The sequence below is a fragment of the Pseudarthrobacter sp. L1SW genome (genome assembly GCF_020809045.1).
Taxonomy (GTDB): domain Bacteria; phylum Actinomycetota; class Actinomycetes; order Actinomycetales; family Micrococcaceae; genus Arthrobacter.
The window spans coordinates 2,780,205-2,801,911 of the sequence record NZ_CP078079.1 but is presented as its reverse complement, the minus strand read 5'-3'; the positions used below and the strand labels follow the sequence as shown (position 1 = coordinate 2,801,911).

Sequence of the window (21,707 nt, the reverse complement as noted above, 5' to 3'; positions counted from 1 at the left end):
CCCAAGCGTGCCGCCAGCAAGTAGGGTGGTTTTACTACCGGCACAAGAGGCACTGGAGGCGTTCAATGAAGAGATTTCCTGTTAACGGCGGGGCCCTCGGCCCGGAAGCCAGGGAAGCATCCATCCAACGGCTGCGCGCCACGTCGGAGCCCGGCCAGGAGCTGGACATCCTCATTGTCGGCGGCGGAATCGTGGGCACCGGAGCCGCCCTGGACGCCGTCACCCGCGGCCTGACGGTGGGCATCGTTGAGGCGAGCGACTGGGCGGCAGGCACGTCCTCCCGGTCCTCGAAGCTCATCCATGGCGGCCTCCGCTACCTGGAGATGCTTGATTTCGGCCTGGTGAAGGAGGCCCTGCAGGAGCGGGGCCTGCTGCTCTCGGAACTGGCGCCGCACCTGGCCCGGCCGGTGCCTTTCCTGTACCCGCTGACCAAGCCCTTCATCGAGCGCCCGTACGTGGGTGCCGGCATCGCACTGTACGACGTCATGTCCATCTCCAGCGGGCACAGCAGGGGAGTGCCGTTCCACAAGCACCTCACCCGACGTGGCACCCTGCGCGCCGCCCCCAGCCTCAAGAACGACGCCTTCGTGGGCTCCATCCGCTACTACGACGGCCAGGTGGACGACGCCAAATACTGCGCCAATTTGGTGCGGACTGCCGCCTACTACGGCGCCCACGCCGTCAACCAGATGAAAGTGGTGGATTTCCTCCGCGAGGGCGAACGGGTAGTGGGGGCCAAGGTGGTCAACCACGAGGACGGCACGCAGTTCAACATCAAAGCCAAGCAGGTCATCAACGCCACGGGCGTCTGGACGGACGAAACGCAGGCCATGGTGACCGACCGGGGCCAGCTGAAGGTGCGTGCCTCCAAGGGCATCCACCTGGTGGTGCCGCGCGACCGGTTCCAGTCAACGGTGGGGCTGATCCTGCGCACCGAGAAATCGGTGCTGTTCGTCATTCCCTGGGGCCGGCACTGGATCATCGGCACCACGGACACCGACTGGAACCTGGACAAGGCCCACCCGGCCGCCTCCAGCAAGGACATCGACTACATCCTGGAACACGTCAACAAGGTCCTCAAGCGGCCGCTGACCCGGGAGGATGTGGAGGGCGTCTACGCCGGCCTGCGTCCCCTCCTCGCCGGCGAAAACGACTCCACTGCCAAGCTGTCCCGCGAGCATGTGGTGGCCCATCCCGTTCCGGGCCTTGTGGTGGTGGCCGGGGGCAAGTGGACCACCTACCGCGTGATGGCCAAGGACGCGGTGGATGAAGCTACCCGCACCATGGACGAGCGGGTTCCGCCCAGCTGCACGGAAACCATCCCGCTGTTGGGCGCAAGCGGCTTCCGGGCGGCATGGAACCGGCGCAACCGGACCGCGGAGGAATCCGGAGTGCATGTGGCCCGCGTTGAGCACCTGCTGAACCGGTATGGCTCCATGACCGATGAGGTGCTGGCCATCATCGAAGAGAATCCGGCCCTGGCTGAGCCGATTCCCGGCGCTGACGACTACCTCCAGGCCGAGGCCGTGTACGCCGCCACCCACGAGGGCGCGCGGCATGTGCACGACGTCCTGACCCGGAGGACACGGATTTCCATCGAGGCGTGGGACCGCGGCGTGTCCGCGGTGCCGGTTGTCGCTAAACTAATGGGTGACGTTCTTGGCTGGAGTGACGCACAGCGCGAAAACGAGGTCCGGCACTACATCGCACGGGTGGAGGCCGAACGCCTCAGCCAGCAACAGCCGGACGACGAATCCGCAGACGCCGCCCGCCTGGGCGTGGAAGACATCGTGCCCTTGCGCTGAGGGATTCACGGCAACAGCACTCCTGACCGAAGGGATACGCCTTGGCGGAACCACTAGACCGGTACGACGCCGAGCTCACCACTCCCGAAATGGTGATCCTGGAGCTGGAGGCAACGGACAAGGCCGACGCCGCCACGCAGCTCGCCAAGCGGATGTACGCCGCCGGGCGCATCTCGGACCTGGACGGGTTCCTCAAGCATGTGAATGCCCGGGAGCACCAGCTGGCCACAGGACTCCCGGGCGGCATCGGCCTGCCGCATGCGCGCAGCGAGTTCGTGTCCCAGACCTCCATCGCCGTGGGCATCGCCAAATACGGGCATGCCTTGGATTTTGGCGCCGCCGATGGCCCTGCCACGGTGATCCTGCTGATCGCCACCCCCGCCAGTTCCTTCTCGGACCACCTTGAGGTCCTCGCAACGCTGGCCCGGTCGCTGTCCAAGGAGTCGTTCAGGGAATCGCTGCGCCGGGCCTACGATCCCGAGGTGATTGCGGAGCTCATCAACTCGAGCCTGGTGTTCTTCGATCACTGAGCAGCAGCTCCGGCGTTTAGTTGTTCTACAGCGGTACGAAGTACGGTTAAGACGTGTGGAAAACAGCCCTTAAGCCCCGATGGATCGCCGGTTTTGTCTTCGCGATCGCCATCTCCGGGGTCTTCGTGCTGCTGAGCCAATGGCAGTTCGGGCGGTCCACGCGGCCGGAAATCCCGGCCAACCCTGCCACTGAACAGGTCAAGCCACTGACGGACACCCTCCGGCCCGGCGAGTTCTTCCACGGGACCGATGCCGACCAGATGGTCTCGGCGCAGGGGTCCTATGACCCCGCAAAACAGCTCCTGGTCCCCGGCCGGCTGCATGACGGCAAGCCGGGCTACTGGGTGGTTACCGCCTTCGCCGTCTCCGGCGCCCCCACCCTGAGCGGCGTGGCCGCCTCACCCCAGACGTGGATTCCCGTGGCCCGCGGATGGGTGGCGGACCCCGCAGACGTCCCGGCGCCGCCGTCGGGCGTCCTCGAACTGACGGGGCGGCTCCTGCCGTCCGAGGCACCTGTGCCGGGAACGGCACCCCGGCCGGGCGAAGCCACCGCAGTGTCCGTGGCTGAGCTGATCAACTACTGGGAAGTCAGCAGTTACCCGGGCTTCGTCGCTGCCACTGCTGAACTAGCCGGCGGCGAGGACGTCAGCCCGGCCGCCGTGCCCGGTGGACTCCTTCCCCTGGATATCGGCCCGCAGCCGCCCGCCCAGCAGATCAACTGGCTCAACCTCTTCTATTCCCTCGAATGGGTGGTCTTCGCCGGCTTTGCCCTCTTCGTCTGGTGGCGCCTGGTCAAGGACGACTACCACCGGGACCTTGAGGAGGCCCTCGATCATGATGGCGACCACCCTCTCCCTGAACAACCCGAGCATCCTGAACAGAACCAGCAAAAGGTACAGCCATGATTGATCCAAAACCGGCCACTCCCGCCGCCGGCACCAACGCAGGCACCAACACTGCAGGGAAGCGCCCCGGCAAGAAGCGGCGCTTCGGCGGCACGGAAGCCCAGATCCGCTCGGCCCTGAAGTTCTACAAAGTGCTCGCGTACCTCACCGGCACCATGCTGCTGCTCCTCTGCGCGGAACTGGCCGCCCGGTACGGCTTCGGGCAGTACCTGTTCGCCGGCGGCACCAACGCCGTCACCGGCCAGCCTTTCGGCTTTGGCTTCGCTGACGCGGAGCCCCCCGGGGTTCTGGGCGGAGTGAACCTGTCCGTGGCCGTCCTGATCGTGCACGGCTGGATGTACGTCGTCTACCTGATCTCGAACTTCCGGCTCTGGTCCCTGATGCGCTGGCCGTTCCTCAAGCTGATCCTGCTGGCACTGGGCGGCGTGGTCCCTTTCCTTTCCTTCATTGTGGAAAAGAAGGTCCACGCGGAGGTTGAGGCCGAGCTTGCCGCCAACCCGCAGGCCCCCCAGCGCTACTGACCAGCGCTTGCCCGGCGATGCCCGCCGGGGGAGTCTGCTGCGTCACAGCACCGCTTCTCAAGGTGCGCCGGCGCAACGGCGCAAAGTAGGCTATGACGGTGACTACTCCCACTGCATCCCAGACTTCCCAGAAGCCGGTGCTGGTTGTTGACTACGGTGCCCAGTACGCGCAGCTGATTGCCCGCCGCGTCCGGGAAGCGAACGTGTATTCGGAAGTGGTTCCGCATACGTACACCACCGAGCAGCTCCTGGCCAAGAACCCCGCCGCCATCATCCTGTCCGGCGGCCCGTCCAGCGTTTACGCGGACGGTGCCCCGAGCGTCGGGGCCGACCTCTTCGAGGCCGGGGTCCCGGTCTTCGGCATCTGCTACGGCTTCCAGGCCATGGCCAACGCCCTGGGCGGCAAGGTGGACAAGACCGGGCTGCGGGAGTACGGCTCCACCCAGACCACCATCATCGGCGAAGGCCGCTCGGTCCTGGAGGGCATGCCGCAGCACCAGAACACCTGGATGAGCCACGGCGACTCCGTGCACGAGGCCCCTGAGGGCTTCGAAGTGCTGGCGACGACGGCGGGCGCTGAGGTGGCTGCCTTCGCCAACGAGGAGAAGGGCCTGTTCGGCGTGCAGTGGCACCCCGAGGTCAAGCACTCCGCCTACGGCCAGCAGGTCCTGGAAAACTTCCTCTTCAAGGGCGCCCGGATCGAGCCCAACTGGACCACGGGCAACATCCTGGAGGAACAGGTGGAGCGGATCCGGAAGCAGATCGGCGACGCACGGGTGATCTGCGGCCTCTCCGGCGGTGTGGACTCCGCCGTCGCGGCTGCCCTGGTGCAGCGCGCCGTCGGTGACCAGCTGACCTGTGTGTTCGTGGACCACGGCCTGCTGCGCGAAGGCGAAGCCGAGCAGGTTGAGCGCGACTTCGTTGCCGCCACCGGCGTGAAGCTGTATGTCGCCAACGAGCAGGAGCGCTTCCTGTCCGCGCTTGCCGGTGTCAGCGATCCCGAAACGAAGCGCAAGATCATCGGCCGCGAGTTCATCCGCGCGTTCGAGGAAGCCGAGCTGGCCATCATCGCCGAGGCCGCCGCCCACGGCGAGAAGATCAAGTTCCTGGTGCAGGGCACCCTCTACCCGGACGTTGTCGAATCCGGCGGCGGCGAGGGCGCAGCGAACATCAAGAGCCACCACAACGTGGGCGGCCTGCCCGAGGACCTGCAGTTCGAGCTCGTCGAACCGCTCCGGGCACTCTTCAAGGACGAGGTCCGTGCCGTGGGCGCCCAGCTGGGCCTGCCGCAGGAAATTGTGGGGCGCCAGCCCTTCCCGGGGCCTGGACTTGGAATCCGGATCGTCGGCGAGGTCACCAAGGAACGCCTTGACCTGCTGCGCAAGGCGGACGCCATCGCCCGTGCCGAGCTCACTGCCGCGGGCCTGGACAACGAGGTCTGGCAGATGCCCGTGGTGCTGCTGGCCGATGTCCGCAGCGTCGGAGTCATGGGCGACGGCCGCACCTACGGCCACCCCATCGTGCTCCGCCCCGTCTCCTCTGAGGACGCCATGACGGCGGACTGGTCACGGCTTCCGTACGAACTGCTGGCCAGGATCTCCAACCGCATCACCAACGAGGTGGAGGGCGTCAACCGCGTGGTGCTCGACGTCACCAGCAAGCCGCCGGGAACCATCGAGTGGGAATAGCATCCTGAGTGGCCGGCCTCCGTCAATGGAGGCCGGCCACTGGTGTTCCGGGGTGAAATCCTCCGGAATTTCGGGCTTTGCAGTGTTGCGGTCTCTCAGTCCCGCCGCCTGAGCGGCTACTCTCGAACCTATGCCCGTATGGTCCAGGACGTCACGTGCAAGCGCAGAAAAGAAGGCAGTAGTGTCAGTTGGTCAAGGCCACCCGGAGGGCTCCGAGGAGCTCCGCAAATGGCTGTCCGGGCTTAAACCCGTCACCGGGGCAGACACCATGCTGCGCTTCACCAAGACGCCCGAGGGCTCCATCGACCTGACGCACGCCCATCCGTCAGGGCTGGCCCAGCTTATGGCGGGCCGCAAGACGCGGCTGTCCACCCTGATCCGGGACCGCCAGCAGTACGTCGTCGCGGCCAGGGCATCCCGGAACATCCGGTCCAAGATCTTCGAGCTGTCCAACGAGCGCGGCATTGACGCCGGCTATCTCTCCGCAGGCACCGTGGTGTGGACGTCGGCCGTCGGCGGCAAGCCCCAGCGCGTCTCGGCCCCGGTCATGCTCACCGCCATTTCGCTCACCGTCCGGCCGGGGGAGGACGACTACGAACTCCAGCTGACCGAGCAGGCGCACATCAACCCCGCCCTGGTGCGGCACCTGAAAAACATCCATGGCATTGTTTTTGACGTCAACGCCGTCACGCGGCTCGCCTACAGCACGGCCCGCTTTGATCCCCAGCCCGTCCTGGACCGGCTGGGCACGCTGATCAGGCCTATTCACGGCGCCGAGGCGCAGCACAACCTGCTGGTTTCCACGTTCGCGGACCTGTCCGGCAACCTGGACGACCCGTGGATCAACGACTCCAACCCGCTCATTTCCGCGCTGGCCACCGCCGGCGGAGGCGAAGTGGTGGACGTCGAGGAGCCGGACCCCTCACGGTTTCCTCCCCTGGACAGCAGGCACCCGAAGGACGAACTGCTCCTGCTGGACGCGGACACGGACCAGCAGTACGTCATTGACGCTGCCCGTGCCGGTGATTCCCTGGTGGTCAGGACCCCGCCGGGCACCGGCCAGACCCAGACCGCCATCAACACCATCGGCGCACTGGTGGATGCCGGCAAGACCGTCCTGGTGGTGGGGGACCGCCGCGCCAGCCTCAACGAAGTGTCCGGCCAGCTTGAGGGCCTGGGCCTGGAGTCCATCCTCTTCCAGCTGTCCGGGAACGTCACCGCCCAGCAGCTCAAGGCGCAGCTGGTCCGTGCCATCGTCCGCAACGAAAAGTCGCTGGAACCCCAGCTGGGGAACCTGCACAACACGCTGACTGAGCACCGCCACGCGTTGATGGACCATGTGGCATCGCTCCACAACGTCCGGCAGCGGTGGGGCTGCTCCCCATACCAGGCCATGCAGTCGCTGGCGGAGCTCACCTCGATCCACCCCGCCCCGGCCACCACTGTGCGGCTGAAGCGGAGCGTCCTGGACAGCATCCGGGACCGTGACGAGCTTGCGGGGAGGCTCCGCCGGGCAGCTGAGCTGGGAAGCTTCAGCAAGGCCTCCACCGCCAGCCCGTGGCACGGTGCCCGGCTGCTGACGCGGAAAGAGACCGAGGAAGCACAGGAGCTTGTCCGCTCGGTGGAAAAGAGCCTGCCGGCCCTCCGCGACCGCATGGAAGCCGTGGCTGAACATGCGGAAATCCGGCTGGGAGCCTCCTTCGCGGAATGGGGTGAACAGCTCGAGCTCCTGGTGGCGGTGCGGGGCAGCCTGGACAAGTTCACGCCGGACATTTTCGACCGCCCCGTGACGGACCTCATTTCGGCCACCGCGCCGTCGGCCTGGCGCAAGGAGCGCGGCATCGAGATGACCTCCATGCAGCGCTCAAGGCTGCGGAGGGTCGCGAAGGAGTATGTCAGGCCCGGGGTCCACATCGCCGACCTGCACACGTCCCTCCTGCTGGTACAGGAGCAGCGGGCGCTGTGGGCGGGTTATGCCACCACGCAGCGGCATCCCGCCGTGCCGTCCGGGCTCGCCGAGATGAACGCCATGTACCGCTCGCTGGACAGCGACCTTGCCCGCCTGGGCGAGGCCCTGCGCCACACGGCGGCCGGCGGTTCCCTGGCAGCCGTCCGGTACGAGGAACTCATGGAGCGCCTTGAACGGCTGGTGGCGGACACCGACACACTGAAGACACTGCCCGAGCGCACCCTGCTCGTCGAGAACATGCGCGAGCACGGGCTCGGCGAGCTGCTGGCCGACCTCGCGGAGCGCGAGGTTCCCGCCAGCTCCGTGGCGGCCGAACTTGAGCTGGCATGGTGGCAGTCAGCCCTTGAGGCCATGATCAGCGGCGACGACTACCTGGCCATGTCCGACGGCGACGCGCTGCGGAAGCTGGAGGCCGAGTACCGCCTCGCGGACAATGCCCACATCGCCAGCGGCGCCGCCCGCCTCCGCTGGGACCTTGCCGAGCGGTGGCGCAGCGCCATTGCAGCCCATCCCCGCCAGGCCGACCTCCTCCGGAGCCTGCTCAAGGACGGGAGGGTGTCGCTGCCGTCGCTGACGGCGCAGGCACCTGAACTGATCGGAACGCTGGTTCCGGTCTGGTCCGTGAGCCCCTATCTCATGACCGGCCTGCTGCCGGCGGAACAGCGGTTTGACGCGGTAGTCATCCTGGACGCGGAGGCGACCTCGCTGCAGGCCGTGCTTCCGTCCATCGCCCGTGCCCGGCAAGTCATTGCCTTCGGCGATTCCCGGATTGCCAGCCCCCGCACTTTCACGGTAGGCGTTGAGCGTCTGGCACCGGGCGAATCGGCGCACCAGCGGGTGGAGAGCGCCTTCGGTGCCCTGTCCAAGGTCCTTCCGGTGTGGAGGCTCAACTTTGTCTATCGGGCGGTGGACGAGGACCTCGTCCTCCAGCTGAGTAAGAACTTTTACGACGGCGGCCTCCGCCGGCTCCCGGAAGGGCAGTCCGCTACCGGACTGGACCGGTCCCTGCTGGTGGAATACCTTCCGGACGGCACCGGGTTGCCCAGTGCGGACCACGAAGGCGTGGAATCCGTGGTGGCGGAAGTCAACCGGGTGGTCCAGCTGGTCTTCGAGCACGCCCGGCTGCGTCCGCGTACGTCGCTGGCCGTGGTCACGGCCAGCCTCCGCCACGCGGCCAGGATCGGGGAATCCATCCGGCTCCAGCTGCCCAACTACCCGGCCCTGGCGGGCTTCTTCGGGGCCGGTCCGGAGTCCTTCCGTGTTGTTGACCTTGAACGGGCCCAGGGGCTGGTGCGCGACCATGTCATCTTCTCGCCCGGCTTTGGCCGGACACCCCACGGACGCGCCCTGCACAACTTCGGGCCCCTCTCTGCCGAAGGCGGCCGGGAAAAGTTCGCCCTGGCCATGACCCGCGCCCGCAGGTCGATGCATGTTCTCACGTGCTTCCGGCCGGAGGACCTGGACCAGACCAGGCTGACGCACGGTGCGGTGGACCTGTACGCCCTCCTTGACCGTGAAATCGCGGGAAACACGGACCTCGGAACTCCGGCTTCGCGCGCCGCGGCAAGCGAGCAGGCACTCGGAGCCGATCCGCTGGTGGCTGACCTCGGAGACCGCCTGCGCGCCCGCGGCGCCCGGGTGTGGCACCAGTACGATGGCGCCATCGACGTCGTGGCGGCCGCCGATCCGCTGAGCACCATGGGCCAGGAGGACGCAGACCTCCCGTGGCCGGTGGCGATCGAATCGGACGGCACCGAACAGTACCGTGCCCTGAGCGTCCGGGAGCGCAGCCGGCTGCGTCCCCAGCTGCTGGAGCGCCATGGCTGGCGCTACATGCCGCTGTGGACCATCGAGGTGTTCACTGATCCGTCCGCCTGCGCCGACCGCATCGCAGGGTACCTTGGCCTCGAAAAAAATGCGCTCTCCGGGCGAACGGCCACATCCGTCGCCTTCCTGGACGACGACGTGGACCAGGCCCTCAACGGAATAGATGCCGTGTCCCGGCACACGGCATCGAACCATGAACCAATGCAGGCCGAAGGCCCGGACAGCAAGGAGGCGGGTGCCATGGCGCCGGACCACCAGGACAACGACGCTTCGGACAGCGGGCAGGCCGCCGCTGCACCTGCGCCCGGGCAGGACGAGGAGGGCGCCCGCGGCGCTGTTCCCGGCAGCGCGTCCACGGCTGCCCAGTCCGGCACGGCCGCCCAGCCCGGCGCGCCTGCCCTGCCAAAGAAGGCAGCTGAAGACGAACCCCGGGGCTGGGGCGACCGCGAAGACGACGACCACGATGCGTGGCTGAAGGAACAGAAACCTCCCCACTGGGGCTGAGGTTAGCTCCAGGCTGAGGCAAGTGCCTGCCCGTTGTGGAAGAAGCCGGCGCTGCGCCTCCGGCGCTGGCCCGGACCACAGCCCCAAGGGCTACGGCCCCACCAAGACGAAAAAGAGCTTCCCCTGGGTGGAGGCGCCGGCAAGCCGGGCCGCCTGTTCCGCATTGGCTGCCACCACGATGAGTCCGTCAGTCTCCGCCATGCCCAGCCACTGGCCGCCCTGCCCGCCCTGGCCGGACGTCCACAGCACAGGCACGCCAGAAGCCAAGACCTCCGGTGGTGCCTGCTGGTCGTAGCCGCTGGCTGCCGTCAGCACCACGTTCACGAGCTGACCGGGGGAAACGAGCTGGATGGACGATGGATCCGCCATGCGGAGGGGAACAGCCGCTGATCCGGGTGGAGTGCCCGCCAGGAGCCCCGGACCGAGCAGTTGGGCATCCGTCAGTAACTGCCCCTTGCGCAGCGGGGCCGCGAGTTGCTTCCCTGCCGCCTCGCCCGGTTCATGGAGGAATCCGTCGGCCAGCATGCCGGGCGGGACCTGGACGGAGGCGAGGTCAGCGGACGCCATGGCGGTGCCTGCGGGCAGGTCCCGGGCGGCGGCCAGGGCGGAGATGGTGTAGACCGGCGCCGGCGTAAGTTGCTGGACCGTGATGGCGGCTGCGGCGCACAGGAGCAGCGCGGCCGCCAGCCTCCTGTTGCGGCTCAGCCAGCCGGCAAAGCGGGCCGGCGGGCGGCGGCTTGCGTTGCGGCCGGCGCCGGGGCCCCTGCCGTGGGGGCCACCGCGCTGTTTTTTCCCCGGGAGTCCACGTCTGTGTGGCGTGCGTGGGCTGACCAGGCGTAGCTGTCCGTTTGCAGGCATGTGCCCACGCTAGGGCGCATCTGAGGACCGCGGCAGGAGCCATGGCAGCTATGTGGACAACCGGGTCCAAACGCAGGCAGCCGCCCGGGCGGAGGAACCTTGGATCAGCTCGCGGCGGCCGCCGGAGCCGGAGCCGCAGACGCAGGAGCCGCTGTTGCTGGCGGCGCCGCGGGGGCGGCCGATACCGTGCTGCCCTTGGCGTCCCGGGAGTCCGTGCGGTAGAAGCCGGAACCCTTGAAGACGACGCCCACGCTGTTGAACTTCTTGCGCAGGGTCCCCTGGCACTCGGGGCAGGACGTCAGAGAGCTGTCCGAGAACGACTGGACGATGTCAAAGGCATGGCCGCAATCCTTGCAGGCGTACGCATACGTTGGCACTGGTGCTCCTCCTCTTGGGCAAACGAGAGGTCCCGGACTGCCGCACGGTCATCCAGCTGGATGTCTATTAGCAGTCACAGGGCCTGAGTGCTAATTCTACCATCCTCCTGCGCCGGCCTTCCCGGTCAGGCGGCCTCCGTTAGGCTCCGGAATCCGGAAGGAAGCACAACGCCCGGCACGGGCCGGTCGAATTCCTCTACAGGAATCCTGCCGGCAGGCAACAGTTCACCGTCGTAGATCACCGCGGCCAGCGGAATATGCTTCCCGGCTGATGCGAGGTGGCCCAGGAACTTGTCGTAATAACCGCCGCCCTGGCCCACCCTGCTGCCTGCAAGATCAATCGCGGTGGCAGGGATGAAAAGCGCGGCAGCTTCGCCGGCCACCTCAATCTCATGCCGTGTCCCCACAGGCTCCAGGATGGGGGCAAAGCTGCTCCTCACCAGGTCGACGCCCGGCGTCCAGAAGACCCACTTCAGCTCCCGCCCCGGTTCGCAGACGGGAAGGAGGACCTTGTGGCCGGCATCGTGGAGGGCCGCGATCAGCGGCAGCGTAGGCGGTTCCGCCCCGACGCCGAGGTAGGCGCAGACTGTCGCTGCGTTCCCCTGGGTTACTGAATCTGCCCACGCTGCGCCATGCTTCGCCAAGGCTTCCCCCGCGTCCTGGCGCTCCTGGAGCGTCAGGGAAGCCCGGCGGCGGCGATGGGCAACACGTATCTGGTCCTTGGCTGCCTTTATTTCCTCGAGCGTCATATCTTTCCTCCGTAGCTGCCGCGGCGTTGGCCAATGCCCGGGCCAACGCGGTGCCGCCGGTCCGTCCGGCAGCACCGGACATCGCTGGCCATCCAATGATTACTGAATGCTTGACGCTGACGTTAGATTAGTCCGGTGACTACCAGTAACCCGAGAGTGCGCAAAGCCGTCATTCCTGCCGCCGGACTTGGCACCAGGTTCCTGCCGGCAACCAAGGCGATGCCCAAGGAAATGCTTCCCGTTGTGGACAAGCCTGCCATCCAGTACGTGGTTGAGGAAGCCGTGAACGTCGGCCTCAACGATGTCCTGATGATCACCGGGCGGAACAAGCGGGCGCTGGAAGACCACTTCGATCGTGTGCCGTCACTGGAGTCCACCCTTGAAGGCAAGGGGGATGCCGAGAAGCTGGCGTCCGTCCAGGCCGCAAGCAACCTGGGCGACATCCACTACGTCCGGCAGGGGGACCCGCACGGACTGGGCCATGCAGTACTCCGGGCCAAGCAGCACGTTGGCAATGAAGCCTTCGCCGTGCTGCTGGGCGATGACCTCATCGATGCCCGGGACGAACTGCTCGGCACGATGATTGACGTGCAGGCCAAAACGGGCGGGTCCGTCGTCGCACTCATCGAAGTGGAACCGTCGCAGATCAGTGCCTACGGCTGCGCTGACATCGAACCGATCGACGGTGAGTCATACGTGCGGGTCAACCGGCTCGTGGAGAAGCCGAGCGCGGAGGAAGCGCCCTCCAACCTGGCGCTTATTGGCCGCTACGTACTCCACCCCGCAGTCTTCGACGTCCTCGAGCGCACGGGTCCGGGACGGGGCGGCGAAATCCAGCTGACAGACGCGCTCCAGGAACTGGCCACGGGTGACGGCGAAGGGCGCGGGGTCTACGGCGTCGTGTTCCGGGGGCGGCGTTACGACACCGGGGACAAGCTGAGCTACCTCAAGGCCTGTGTCCAGCTGGCCATTGACAGCGAGGACCTCGGCCCCGGCTTGCGGGAATGGCTGCCCGGCTTCACTGCCAGCCTGTCCAAGTAGTGCCATGCGTCCTGGTCCCATCTGGCCCGTAACACTGGAATGCGGGGATCTGGTCCTGCGGCCCATCCGGTACCGGGACAAAAAGGAATGGACCGAGGTCAGGTCCCGCAACAGCCAATGGCTGGCCCCGTGGGAAGCATCCAACCCGGATCCTTCCGGCGGCTTGCCGGACTACCGGCAAATGGTCCGGTCATTAAAGGCGCAGGCCGCCCAGGCAACGGCCTTGCCCTTCGTCATTACCGAGCGGCGGCCCGGCAGCGTCAATCCGCCCATTGTTGGCCAACTGACTGTCTCCTCCATTGTGTGGGGCTCGGCCATGATGGCGACCCTCGGCTACTGGGTGGACCAGGCCCGTGCGGGCCACGGCATTGCGCCCACCGCCGTCGCCATGGTGACGGACCATTGCTTCAAGACCCTGGGCCTGCACCGGATGGAAATCAACATCAGGCCGGAGAATGGACCCAGCCTGCGCGTGGTGGAGAAATTGGGATTCCGCGATGAGGGCTACCGGCCGCGGTACCTTCACATCAACGGTGAGTGGGCCGACCACCGCTCGTTCGCCCTGACGTCGGAAGAGGTCCCGGATGGACTCCTCCGGCCGTGGCTGGCCTCACACCGGTCATAAATCCAGTGAATTGCGGGCTGTACCACGACACACCGCAGCTAATGCTGCGGCAGCGGGCCGGATGCTCATACGGTTTTGAGTGTGGACTTCCCCCTTAGCAGCTCAGTGATCCTTGTGGTTGCCGTTGTGCTCTGGATTGTGTGGGTTGCGCCCTACGTCCTCCGGAACCGCAGGCACCAGTTTCAGCCCGCCGGCGATTTCCTGGCAGAGACCGCAGCCGATGAAACACCGGAACCGCCAGCCGCTTTGGTTTTGAACGTCGCCGCCCAGCAGGAGAAAGCCATGGACACCAGGAAGAGCGCCGGACCCGGGACCGCTGCTGCCGGCTCGCCGGCCGGAGGCAAGTTCCGCATACGCTATGGCCGGACCGCAATTGCCCTGATCGGGCTGCTGTCGCTGGCCACAGCCTTCGTGTCCGGGGTGCTTCTCCTCTTCGGCTTGGGTTCCCCGGTCCTTCCGCTGGTGTGCGTGGCACTGACGGTCGGATCCTTGGTCCTGCTGCGTGGGCTTGCCGTCCGGGACAGAAGGGCCAAGGTCAATGCAGCCTTCCGGTCCGCGATGACCGCGCCTGCCCGGCAGCCCGCCGCTGCCGGGAACGTCCCGCCGAAACCGGAAGCAGCACCGGCAAAGAAGGACAACCCGCTGTTCGACGCCGAGGCGCACCAGCCGAAGGTCAAGCCGCTGACGGCAGTGGAACTGCGCGAGGCCGCCCTGGCCGTCGCTGTGGCCGCCGGGGATCCAAGTGCCGCAGCAGCCAGTGCCGCGGCCGCTGCGCCGGCTTCCGCAACGTGGGAGCCCGTGGAGGTCCCCAAGCCGGTCTATGTTGAGGCTGCAAAGGCCGAGCGCCCGGACCCCGAGCCGCTGGAGCTCCCGGCGGCGCCCAAGGCTGTTGGCAAGCCGTCCCTGAAGCAGGGTGCGGCCGCGCCGCCGGCGGCTCCTGCTGCCGCGGAGGGCCCCCAGCTGTCCAAGGCGCAGAGCGCCCTCAGTAATCTCGACGACGTGCTGCAGCGCCGCCGCGCCTGACAGGTGTTGTGCCGCCCAGGCTATCCCGCGCGGTTTCGCGACCGGTTGGGCATGGCGGTTTGGCATTCCGCCGGGAAAATTTGTAGCCTAGGGTCACCGGTGCCCGCCAGGCGCGGATGTTCCGGGGCTATAGCTCAGTTGGTAGAGCGCTTCGTTCGCATCGAAGAGGTCAGGGGTTCGAATCCCCTTAGCTCCACAACGAAGGCCCCGCTTGTGCGGGGCCTTCTCCGTTAACGGGGGCGGCTGTCCCCGTCAACGGACCGCCGTCGGAAGTTCTCCAGCTAACTCCCGGACACGCCCTCAACGGTGACGGTCTCGTCCGATTCAATCCTTTTAAGGCCCGCCAGGAGCCGGCCGATGCCGTCCAGGGAGGCACGCAGCCGGGCATCTTGGGCCGCAGAGGAGGCGGCCGCCCACTCCATCCGCCTGTTGCCCACAATAAAGACCGTCGCATTCCGGGCCGCGAGGACGGCAAGAACGGCGGCAAACTGCTCCCAGGCTTCCACCCGAAACCCTGCATCCGCCGCTTCCGGTGGGGGTACGCCGTCAATAACGCAGAGCTCCGGCCCGGCCGCCAGGCCGATGTAGTCATCCGACGTGGTGCCCGGCGCGCACAGTTCGTCGAAGCTGATCCACAGCAGTTCATGCTCCAGCGCCTTGGCATGGAACGTACGGGAGCCGGAATGGAGGATCCGGTGCTGGTCGGGCTGCGGAAGGAACAGGCCGTAGGCGGCCAACTGGCGGCTGCTGCCGGGAACAATAATGCGGCCTTGCCGGAGAACCGGCGACTCCGGCCCTGTTTCCATGCCTAGAGCCAGCCCTTCCCCTTGAAGATGCCGTACATGAGGGCCGCCGTCGCGATCATCAGTCCGATCGCCATCGGATACCCGAGCTCCCAGTGGAGCTCGGGCATGTGGTCGAAATTCATCCCGTAGACACCGGCAACGAAGGACGGCGCGAAGAGGATCGCAGCCCAGGACGAAATCTTCTTCACCTGTTCGTTCTGCTCGGCGCTGGCCTCGTTCTGCCGGTTGGCTGTGAGCGTGCCGTCCAGCGTCAGGGCGTTCTGCAGCAGGTCGCGGAAGGAGTCGGCCCGGGAAATGACCCGTTCCACGTGGTCTTCCACGTCGCGGAGGTTGTGCCGGAGGTCGGTCTCGACGTCGTACTTTTCAAAGCCCTGCTTGAGCTGGCGCATGATGTCCGGGAGGGGATGGATGGCCCGCTGGAACTGGATGACCTCGCGGGCAAGCTCATAGATGCGCCGGGATACTGCGGTGTCGCCGCTGAACAGTTGGTCTTCAATCTCGTCGATGTCGTTTTCAAGTCCGGCCACCACGGGCCCGTAGTCATCCACAACCCTGTCCAGCAGTGCGTAGAGCACGGCCTCGGGCCCGTGCCGCAGCAGGTCCGGCCGGCCTTCCAGCCGCTGCCGTACCCGTGCCACACCGGCCGTCTCGGCGTGCCGGACCGTGACCACGAAGTTCTTCCCCGTGAAGATGTGCAGTTCGCCGAATTCAACCGTTTCAGTCGCGTCCAGGTACCGTGCGGGCCGGAGGACGGTGAAGAGGTTGTCCTCATAGCGCTCGATCTTGGGGCGCTGGTGGGCGGAGATGGCGTCCTCCACGGCAAGCGCGTGCAGGCCGAACTCGGCGGCAACGGCTGCCATTTCCTCCGCCGTTGGCCGGTAGAGCCCGATCCACGCCATGCCTCCGTGCCGGGCAAGGGTTTCGAACGTCTGCTCCAGGTTTTCGGGCTCGGCGTGGCGCACGCCGTTCACGTAGACGGCGTTGTCGATGATGGTCATGGGCGGCGGCCTCCCGCCGGCTGGTCGACGGCGGCCATCAGGACATTCCGCCGATGATGGCACCGGCCACTGTCATGGCCACCAGGTCGTGGCCGGAGTCGATCAGCGTGACGGCTGCGGGGCGCCCGGCAAAGCCGTTGTGGATGACGTGCCCGCCGGCCCTGAACACCAGTCCCAGGACCAGGGCGAACCAGCCGCCTGCCACGGCGCTGTCCAGGCCGAGCTTGGCGATCAGGATAGCGAGCAGGACCGAAGTCAGGGCTGCGGCCGCCATCATCGGGAGCCAGATTCCTGCCCCGCCGCTGATGTTCTTGAGATCGTCCTCGGTCTTGCCGATGGCAGCCATCCACCGGTTGCCCAGGACTGCGGGCATGTACCAGACAAAGCCGATGGCCATGGTCGCGAGGAAGGCCAGCAGCACGGCGAGCCAGTTGATCTGAGAAACGTACGAGAGCCAATCCATTCTGGAAATCCTAGCCGCCCCGGCCCGGACGTCAGGTGTTTGACGCCTTGGCCAGGCCGCTGATCAGCGGCTCGGTGCGGTAGGGGATATGGGTATGCAGCGCCAGCACGGTTTCGGTCCGGATCACGCCCTTGATTCTCAGGACCTGCCGCAGGGAGGACTGGAGGTTGTGGGTGTCCGTGGCCACCACGCGGCACCAGACATCGCCGCGGCCTGAGATCTCATGAACTTCCAGGACCTGGGGGATCAGGCGCAGCGCGGCTACCACACCGTCCAGCTCGCGGTGCGAAACTTCGATCGTCACGAAGGCCACCACGTCATAGCCCACGGCCTCAAGGTCCACTTCGCGGCCGCCCGGCCTCAGTACTCCTGCCCGGATGAGGCGCCGCAGCCGCGTCTGGGCCGTGTTGCGGGCGATGCCCAAGGATTCGCTGAGTTCACCGACCTGGATCCTGGGGTCCTGGATGAGGGCCAACAGGATTTTCAGGTCGGTGGCATCAAGATTGTTCATATGGTCATTCTGCATCACGTTGCCGGGCAAAATTTGATGGTTTTGCGCAATAGGTGCTCGGATCACCGACCAGTGGAGCAGAAGTGCCGCATTCTGGTGCCATCGGATACCCACCCCGCGCCGGGCTCCCACAAGGACCACCTGCCGCGGTAGACCCAAAAGGCGGCCCACATGACGGTCTTCAGTGAACTCCGGATGCGCCCCGCCCCGGCTGCTGCCAGAGGAGGCTGGGATGCATCCACCACGGCGCGGCTGGTGATGGCAGGCGCCGTCATTTTCGTTCTGCTGGTGGGAGCCAACCTGGCCACGCCGCTGTATCCGCTCCTGCAGGCGGAGCTCGGGCTGTCCAGCCTGGGCGTGACCGCCGCGTTCGCCAGCTATGTCCTGTCCCTCGTGGCCACGCTCATGCTGGCAGGGCACTGGTCGGACCACATCGGGCGCCGGGCTGCGCTCATCCTCGCCGTCGTCGTCGGGCTGGCAGGAGGCTGGGTCTTTGCGGAAGCGCAGACGCTCGCTGCCTTGTGCGCCGGGCGCGCGCTGCAGGGCACAGCTGTGGCGCTGGCAACCGGAGCCAGCGCCGCAGCGCTGCGGGAGCTCCTCCCGTCCCGTCCCGAGTGGGCATCCCGGTTCACCTTGCTGGCATCGTCCGGGGGAGTTGCGGCCGGACCGGTTATCGGGGGACTGCTGTCCCTCCTCCCGGGCCCCACCACAGCCCCCTATTACGTCCATTCCCTGGTTCTGGCCGGCCTCCTGGTGCCGCTGTACCTGCTTCATGCCCGCCCGGCAATCAACCCTCCAGCCCCGTCCAGGCCGCTGCAGGCCTTGGCGCCCCGCCGTCCGTCCGTATCGCGGGAGGCGAGGGGCGCCTTCTGGCTCGCAGCCGGCGTCGGCTTCCTCAGCTTTGCTGTTTTCGGCTTCTCCCTGTCGCTTGCCCCCGGCTACTTCGCGCAGGTCCTGGAGACGGACTCCCGCCCCCTGGTCGGCGTGCTGGCCGGCCTGGCCCTGGGGTCCTCGGCGCTGAGCCAGCTGCTGACCCTCCGGGGCCGCTTCGTGGTTCCGGCCGGGCTTGCGGTCCTGGGCGTGTCCGTGCTTCTCCTGGGGGCCGCGGGCGCCTGGCAGAGCCCGCCGCTGCTGGTGGCAGCCGCCGTTACGGCCGGGGCAGGGCAGGGCATCGCCTTCCGCACTGTTTTCAACGAGGTAGCGGCCAAGGTGGAGGCATCACGGCATGCGCAGATCGTCAGCACTGTCTACGTCATCACGTACCTGGGAAGCGCAGTGCCGGTCCTGGGCCTGGGCTGGGCCTCCGGCGTGGTCGGGGTGCCCGCCGCCGTGGCAGGTTTCGTTGTGCTGTGCGGCGCCGCTGCGTTGGCCCTCTCAGCGGTGACACTCCGCCTTGCCGTCACCGGCCGCAGGGCCGCCGCTTAACGCGTCCCGGCGGGGCGCTCACTCAGGGAGCGGCCCGTGGTTGCCCTGGATGTGTTCAAACACCAACGTGGTTTCCGTGTGCCCCACCACCGGATCCGTTGCCAGGTTGTCCAGCACCCAGTCCCGCAGGTCCTCGGTAGTGGCGACGGCGATATGCAGCAGGTAGTCCACGGAGCCTGAGGTGTGGAACGTGGACAGCACCGCGGGCAGGTGTGGCACACGGGCGGTGAAGCGGTCAATCTGGTCCCGGTCGTGGGCGCGCAGGCGCACGGCAACCAACGCCTGCACCGACCGTCCGATGGCGGAAAGGCTGAGCTTTGCCTCATAGCCCTGCACGATCCCGCGCTCGGACAGGGCACGCGTGCGCATAAGGGCGGTGGAGGGGGCAATCCCGACAAGTTCCGCCAGTTGCTTGTTTGAGATCCGCGCGTCCGCCACCAGCGCGGCCAGGAGCCGTTCGTCAATCGCATCCAGCGGCTCGAGGTGCGCCCCCGGCCTGGGAATCCTGGCGTTCGTGCTCACTGCAACTCCTCATTGGTCCTCTGTTCATCCTAGACCCGCGAATATGCGCTTTCACGTTCCCACGGAGCGCGCAGCCGAATTTTTGCACTGCCGCTTCCTTCGGAGGGGCAGATAATTCGTGCGGGGCGCTTTACGCCCCGGGGCCTTCAGCCCGGGGATGGACGACGGCGACAGCGGCCGCAGTGAGGCAGGCCAGTATCATGACTGCCGCGGCCAGCGCGTTCCAGCCGAGGGACTGGAAGGCCAGGCCGCCCGCCCATCCGATGATGCTGGAGCCCAGGTAGTAGGCCAGGTTATAGAGGGAGGCAGCCTGCGCCCGGCCGGTGCTGCCGAGGGCACCTGTCCAGCCCGCCCCGATGCTGTGCGCGGCGAAGAAGCCGCCGGTGAACACCACGAGCCCCGCCAGTATCAGGGGGAGGGACTCGGTCAGCGTCAGGGCGAGGCCCGCCGTCGACAGCGCCAGGCCGGAGAGCAGGACGCTGCGGCGCCCGAAGCGAAGGGTCAGTCCTGCGGACCAGCGTGAGGTCACTGTCCCGGACAGGTAGGCCAGGAAGATCAGGCTGATCAGCGTTCCCGGCAGGCTGAACGGTTCGCCCGAAAGCCGGAACCCCAGGTAGTTGTAGACCGCCACGAACCCGCCCATCATCAGGAAGGCCTGACCGTAGAGGACCAGCAGACGGGCATTGCGCAGGTGGCCGCCCAAGGTCCGGAAGGCGCCGCGCAGGCCGGATGCGGGGGCGGAGACGAAGCCCCGGGCGCGCGGCACCAGGACCAGGAAGGCCACCGCGGCCGCCGTGGCCAGGATCGAAACCGCCAGCGCGGCGGCGCGCCAGCCCCACAGCTCGCCGGCCGGCCCTGCAACCAGCCGGCCGGCAAGGCCGCCCAGCGTTGTTCCGGCGACGTAGCTTCCCGCCGCCAGGGCCGCATGCGCTTTGGTGACCTCCTCGTTGAGGTAGGCGATGGCGATGGCCGGAATGCCGCCGAGCGCCATGCCTTCCAGAAGCCGCAGGGCAAGCAGCATGCCAAAGCTGGTGGACAGCGGCACCAGCAGCCCCAGGACGGTGGCCACCGAGATCCCCCATGTCATCGCCCGCACCCGGCCGATGCGGTCCGCAAGGAAGGACCAGGGGATCACGGTCGCCGCAAGGCCCACGGTTGCCAGGGAAATGGTCAGGGCTGCGTCGGCCGCGGTGACCTGCAGGTCCGAGGCCAGGATCGGCAGGACGGCCTGGGTTGAATAGAGCTGCGCAAAGGTGGCCACTCCCGCAAAGGAAAGGCCGGCGAGGATCCTGGCGTACGCCGTCGACCCCTTGGCATGGCCGTCCCAGCGGGGGGAAGGACTGTTGCCTGCGGGACGGACCATGTGTGCCATTCGGCCAGCCTAGCTTTCACCCAATAGATGCCTCCAATGCATGCTTTGTGCCAAACTGATAGCCATTCCGCATGCTTCCCCAACTAGGTAGCGCGAAGTGTCGTTTTGAGCCCCCAAAACGACACCTAGCGCTACCTAGTTGGGGGGTGGGGGCGGGACACGAAGGAGGCCCGCCCGTGGAACCGGACCAGAAACAGCTGGTGCAGCTGCTCCCGCTGCTGCCCGTGCTCGCAGAACTTGGGCGGACCGAACACGTCACGGAAACCGCGGAACTCCTTGGCGTACCCCAGTCCACGGTGAGCCGTGCACTGGCGCGGGCGAGCGCCGTCGTGGGTACCGAACTCCTGGTCAGGGACGGCAGGGGAGTCCGCCTGACGCCGGCGGCGCGGACCCTGCTGCCCTACATTGAGCAGGCACTCACGGCGTTCCAGGCGGGGCTCGACGTTGTGCGCGACGAGTCCGACGTGGCAAGGGGAAGGATCTCCCTTTCGTTCCAGCACACCTTCGGTGAGGCCACGCTGCCGCTCCTGATCAGTGCCTTCCGGAGCAGGCACCCCGGCGCCGTCTTCACCCTGAGCCAGGGCGCCCGCAATGCGTGCCTTCACGAACTCGCGGCGGGTGAGTCGGACCTCGCCCTGACGGCGCCGGTGGCGCCGTCAGGCCGGAACCTGTCCTCGGCGTCGCTTTACCGCCGCTCCGCCTGGTTGTGCACCACAGCCACCCTCTCGCCACCCGGCCGGCGGCCCGGCTTGCGGACATCAGGTCAGAGCCTTTTGTGGCCCTCGGTCCCGGCTACGGGATGCGGTCGCTCACGGATGCCCTGTTCCGCGAGGCTGGCTACCGGCCCCGTATAGCCTTCGAAAGCCAGGACTCACACACGGTCCGCGGCCTTGTCTCGGCAGGTCTGGGCGTGAGTATCCTGCCGCCGGGCGGGGATGCCCCCGGGCGGACCGTCAGCCCCGAAACCGGGAACCTCGGCTGGGTTGAAGTTCCGCTGGAGTCCGCCCTGGCGTTCCGCGAGGTAGGCCTGTCCTGGCGGCGGCGGAAGCTGGGCTCCGAGCCGGTGCCCGTCCGGCTGTTCCGGGACATGGTGGTGACGGAAGGGCCGGGGCTCCTGGCCGGGCTGGTCAGGCAGCGGTCCCGCTGACGAGCCCGCCGGGAAAGTGCGGCGCCGGGTGTCCCGTTGCT

19 protein-coding genes, 1 tRNA gene and 1 pseudogene are annotated in these 21,707 nt (G+C 67.2%); 12 read left to right on the top strand and 9 right to left on the bottom strand.

From position 1 onward, the window contains the following. Window positions 1-65 precede the first annotated feature (65 nt). From KTR40_RS12875 to KTR40_RS12850, 6 genes are all read left to right on the top strand, one after another. Complete coding sequence (locus tag KTR40_RS12875) at window positions 66-1,805, top strand: glycerol-3-phosphate dehydrogenase/oxidase (RefSeq protein ID WP_139029871.1); 1,740 nt, start codon at window positions 66-68, stop codon at window positions 1,803-1,805. Window positions 1,806-1,846: 41 nt separating this feature from the next. Then, window positions 1,847-2,335, top strand: a complete 489-nt coding sequence (locus KTR40_RS12870) for a PTS sugar transporter subunit IIA (RefSeq protein ID WP_139029870.1) — start codon at window positions 1,847-1,849, stop codon at window positions 2,333-2,335. 53 nt (window positions 2,336-2,388) lie between these two features. Next, entirely contained in the window at window positions 2,389-3,240 is an 852-nt protein-coding gene (locus KTR40_RS12865) for an SURF1 family protein (protein WP_228403975.1), read from the top strand. Continuing rightward, window positions 3,237-3,761, top strand: a complete 525-nt coding sequence (locus KTR40_RS12860; RefSeq protein WP_228403974.1) for a DUF3817 domain-containing protein — start codon at window positions 3,237-3,239, stop codon at window positions 3,759-3,761. The genes KTR40_RS12865 and KTR40_RS12860 overlap by 4 nt, the downstream gene beginning before the upstream one ends. Before the next feature lie 92 nt (window positions 3,762-3,853). Continuing rightward, on the top strand, window positions 3,854-5,449 hold the full coding sequence (gene guaA / locus KTR40_RS12855) for a glutamine-hydrolyzing GMP synthase (RefSeq protein ID WP_157241662.1): 1,596 nt from the start codon (window positions 3,854-3,856) through the stop codon (window positions 5,447-5,449). Window positions 5,450-5,579: 130 nt separating this feature from the next. Beyond that, a complete protein-coding gene (locus tag KTR40_RS12850; RefSeq protein WP_228403973.1) occupies window positions 5,580-9,749 on the top strand; it encodes a DUF4011 domain-containing protein in 4,170 nt (1,389 codons plus the stop codon). Window positions 9,750-9,839: 90 nt separating this feature from the next. On the opposite strand, the gene KTR40_RS12845 is transcribed toward KTR40_RS12850, so the two are convergent. The 3 genes from KTR40_RS12845 to KTR40_RS12835 form a co-directional block, all read right to left on the bottom strand. After that, window positions 9,840-10,607: an RcpC/CpaB family pilus assembly protein gene (locus KTR40_RS12845; RefSeq protein ID WP_228403972.1), complete on the bottom strand. Its 768-nt coding sequence runs from the start codon at window positions 10,605-10,607 to the stop codon at window positions 9,840-9,842. Window positions 10,608-10,711: 104 nt separating this feature from the next. Next, entirely contained in the window at window positions 10,712-10,984 is a 273-nt protein-coding gene (locus KTR40_RS12840) for an FmdB family zinc ribbon protein (RefSeq protein ID WP_228403971.1), read from the bottom strand. A 125-nt stretch (window positions 10,985-11,109) separates the two neighbouring features. After that, entirely contained in the window at window positions 11,110-11,733 is a 624-nt protein-coding gene (locus KTR40_RS12835; protein ID WP_139029863.1) for a 5-formyltetrahydrofolate cyclo-ligase, read from the bottom strand. A gap of 135 nt (window positions 11,734-11,868) precedes the next feature. Between KTR40_RS12835 and galU the strand changes: the two genes are divergently transcribed. From galU to KTR40_RS12815, 4 genes are all read left to right on the top strand, one after another. After that, on the top strand, window positions 11,869-12,774 hold the full coding sequence (gene galU, locus KTR40_RS12830) for a UTP--glucose-1-phosphate uridylyltransferase GalU (protein WP_228403970.1): 906 nt from the start codon (window positions 11,869-11,871) through the stop codon (window positions 12,772-12,774). 4 nt (window positions 12,775-12,778) lie between these two features. Beyond that, window positions 12,779-13,399: a GNAT family N-acetyltransferase gene (locus KTR40_RS12825; protein ID WP_228403969.1), complete on the top strand. Its 621-nt coding sequence runs from the start codon at window positions 12,779-12,781 to the stop codon at window positions 13,397-13,399. 105 nt (window positions 13,400-13,504) lie between these two features. Beyond that, window positions 13,505-14,422 (top strand): hypothetical protein, encoded by a 918-nt coding sequence (locus KTR40_RS12820; RefSeq protein ID WP_228406137.1) that lies wholly within the window; start codon window positions 13,505-13,507, stop codon window positions 14,420-14,422. 123 nt (window positions 14,423-14,545) lie between these two features. After that, window positions 14,546-14,618, top strand: a tRNA-Ala gene (locus tag KTR40_RS12815). Window positions 14,619-14,703: 85 nt separating this feature from the next. On the opposite strand, the gene KTR40_RS12810 is transcribed toward KTR40_RS12815, so the two are convergent. From KTR40_RS12810 to KTR40_RS12795, 4 genes are read right to left on the bottom strand one after another with little or no spacing between them, the layout of a single operon-like run. Continuing rightward, window positions 14,704-15,228, bottom strand: a complete 525-nt coding sequence (locus tag KTR40_RS12810; RefSeq protein WP_228403968.1) for a cell division protein ZapE — start codon at window positions 15,226-15,228, stop codon at window positions 14,704-14,706. Window positions 15,229-15,230: 2 nt separating this feature from the next. Continuing rightward, window positions 15,231-16,226: a magnesium/cobalt transporter CorA gene (gene corA / locus KTR40_RS12805; protein ID WP_228403967.1), complete on the bottom strand. Its 996-nt coding sequence runs from the start codon at window positions 16,224-16,226 to the stop codon at window positions 15,231-15,233. A 37-nt stretch (window positions 16,227-16,263) separates the two neighbouring features. Then, window positions 16,264-16,689, bottom strand: coding sequence for a DUF1761 domain-containing protein (locus KTR40_RS12800; protein ID WP_139029858.1), 426 nt, complete (start codon window positions 16,687-16,689; stop codon window positions 16,264-16,266). Window positions 16,690-16,720: 31 nt separating this feature from the next. Then, a complete protein-coding gene (locus KTR40_RS12795) occupies window positions 16,721-17,200 on the bottom strand; it encodes an Lrp/AsnC family transcriptional regulator (protein ID WP_139029857.1) in 480 nt (159 codons plus the stop codon). 171 nt (window positions 17,201-17,371) lie between these two features. On the opposite strand from KTR40_RS12795, the gene KTR40_RS12790 reads away from it, so the two are divergent. Then, entirely contained in the window at window positions 17,372-18,625 is a 1,254-nt protein-coding gene (locus KTR40_RS12790; protein WP_228403966.1) for an MFS transporter, read from the top strand. Between the two features lie 18 nt (window positions 18,626-18,643). Here the strand turns inward: KTR40_RS12790 and KTR40_RS12785 are convergent, their stop codons facing one another. Next, entirely contained in the window at window positions 18,644-19,147 is a 504-nt protein-coding gene (locus tag KTR40_RS12785) for an Lrp/AsnC family transcriptional regulator (protein ID WP_139029855.1), read from the bottom strand. Window positions 19,148-19,277: 130 nt separating this feature from the next. Continuing rightward, a complete protein-coding gene (locus KTR40_RS12780; protein WP_228403965.1) occupies window positions 19,278-20,519 on the bottom strand; it encodes an MFS transporter in 1,242 nt (413 codons plus the stop codon). Window positions 20,520-20,590: 71 nt separating this feature from the next. Here KTR40_RS12780 and KTR40_RS12775 point away from each other — a divergent pair. Continuing rightward, window positions 20,591-21,666 (top strand): annotated as a pseudogene (locus KTR40_RS12775) (LysR substrate-binding domain-containing protein). Window positions 21,667-21,707: the final 41 nt, after the last annotated feature.

Coding starts and splice junctions, on each gene's coding strand:
- KTR40_RS12875 (WP_139029871.1), top strand. CDS start 66: ATGAAGAGATTTCCTGTTAACGGCGGGGCCCTCGGCCCGGAAGCCAGG.
- KTR40_RS12860 (WP_228403974.1), top strand. CDS start 3,237: ATGATTGATCCAAAACCGGCCACTCCCGCCGCCGGCACCAACGCAGGC.
- guaA (WP_157241662.1), top strand. CDS start 3,854: ATGACGGTGACTACTCCCACTGCATCCCAGACTTCCCAGAAGCCGGTG.
- KTR40_RS12850 (WP_228403973.1), top strand. CDS start 5,580: ATGCCCGTATGGTCCAGGACGTCACGTGCAAGCGCAGAAAAGAAGGCA.
- KTR40_RS12845 (WP_228403972.1), bottom strand. CDS start 10,607: ATGCCTGCAAACGGACAGCTACGCCTGGTCAGCCCACGCACGCCACAC.
- KTR40_RS12835 (WP_139029863.1), bottom strand. CDS start 11,733: ATGACGCTCGAGGAAATAAAGGCAGCCAAGGACCAGATACGTGTTGCC.
- KTR40_RS12825 (WP_228403969.1), top strand. CDS start 12,779: ATGCGTCCTGGTCCCATCTGGCCCGTAACACTGGAATGCGGGGATCTG.
- KTR40_RS12810 (WP_228403968.1), bottom strand. CDS start 15,228: ATGGAAACAGGGCCGGAGTCGCCGGTTCTCCGGCAAGGCCGCATTATT.
- corA (WP_228403967.1), bottom strand. CDS start 16,226: ATGACCATCATCGACAACGCCGTCTACGTGAACGGCGTGCGCCACGCC.
- KTR40_RS12800 (WP_139029858.1), bottom strand. CDS start 16,689: ATGGATTGGCTCTCGTACGTTTCTCAGATCAACTGGCTCGCCGTGCTG.
- KTR40_RS12795 (WP_139029857.1), bottom strand. CDS start 17,200: ATGAACAATCTTGATGCCACCGACCTGAAAATCCTGTTGGCCCTCATC.
- KTR40_RS12790 (WP_228403966.1), top strand. CDS start 17,372: ATGACGGTCTTCAGTGAACTCCGGATGCGCCCCGCCCCGGCTGCTGCC.
- KTR40_RS12780 (WP_228403965.1), bottom strand. CDS start 20,519: ATGGCACACATGGTCCGTCCCGCAGGCAACAGTCCTTCCCCCCGCTGG.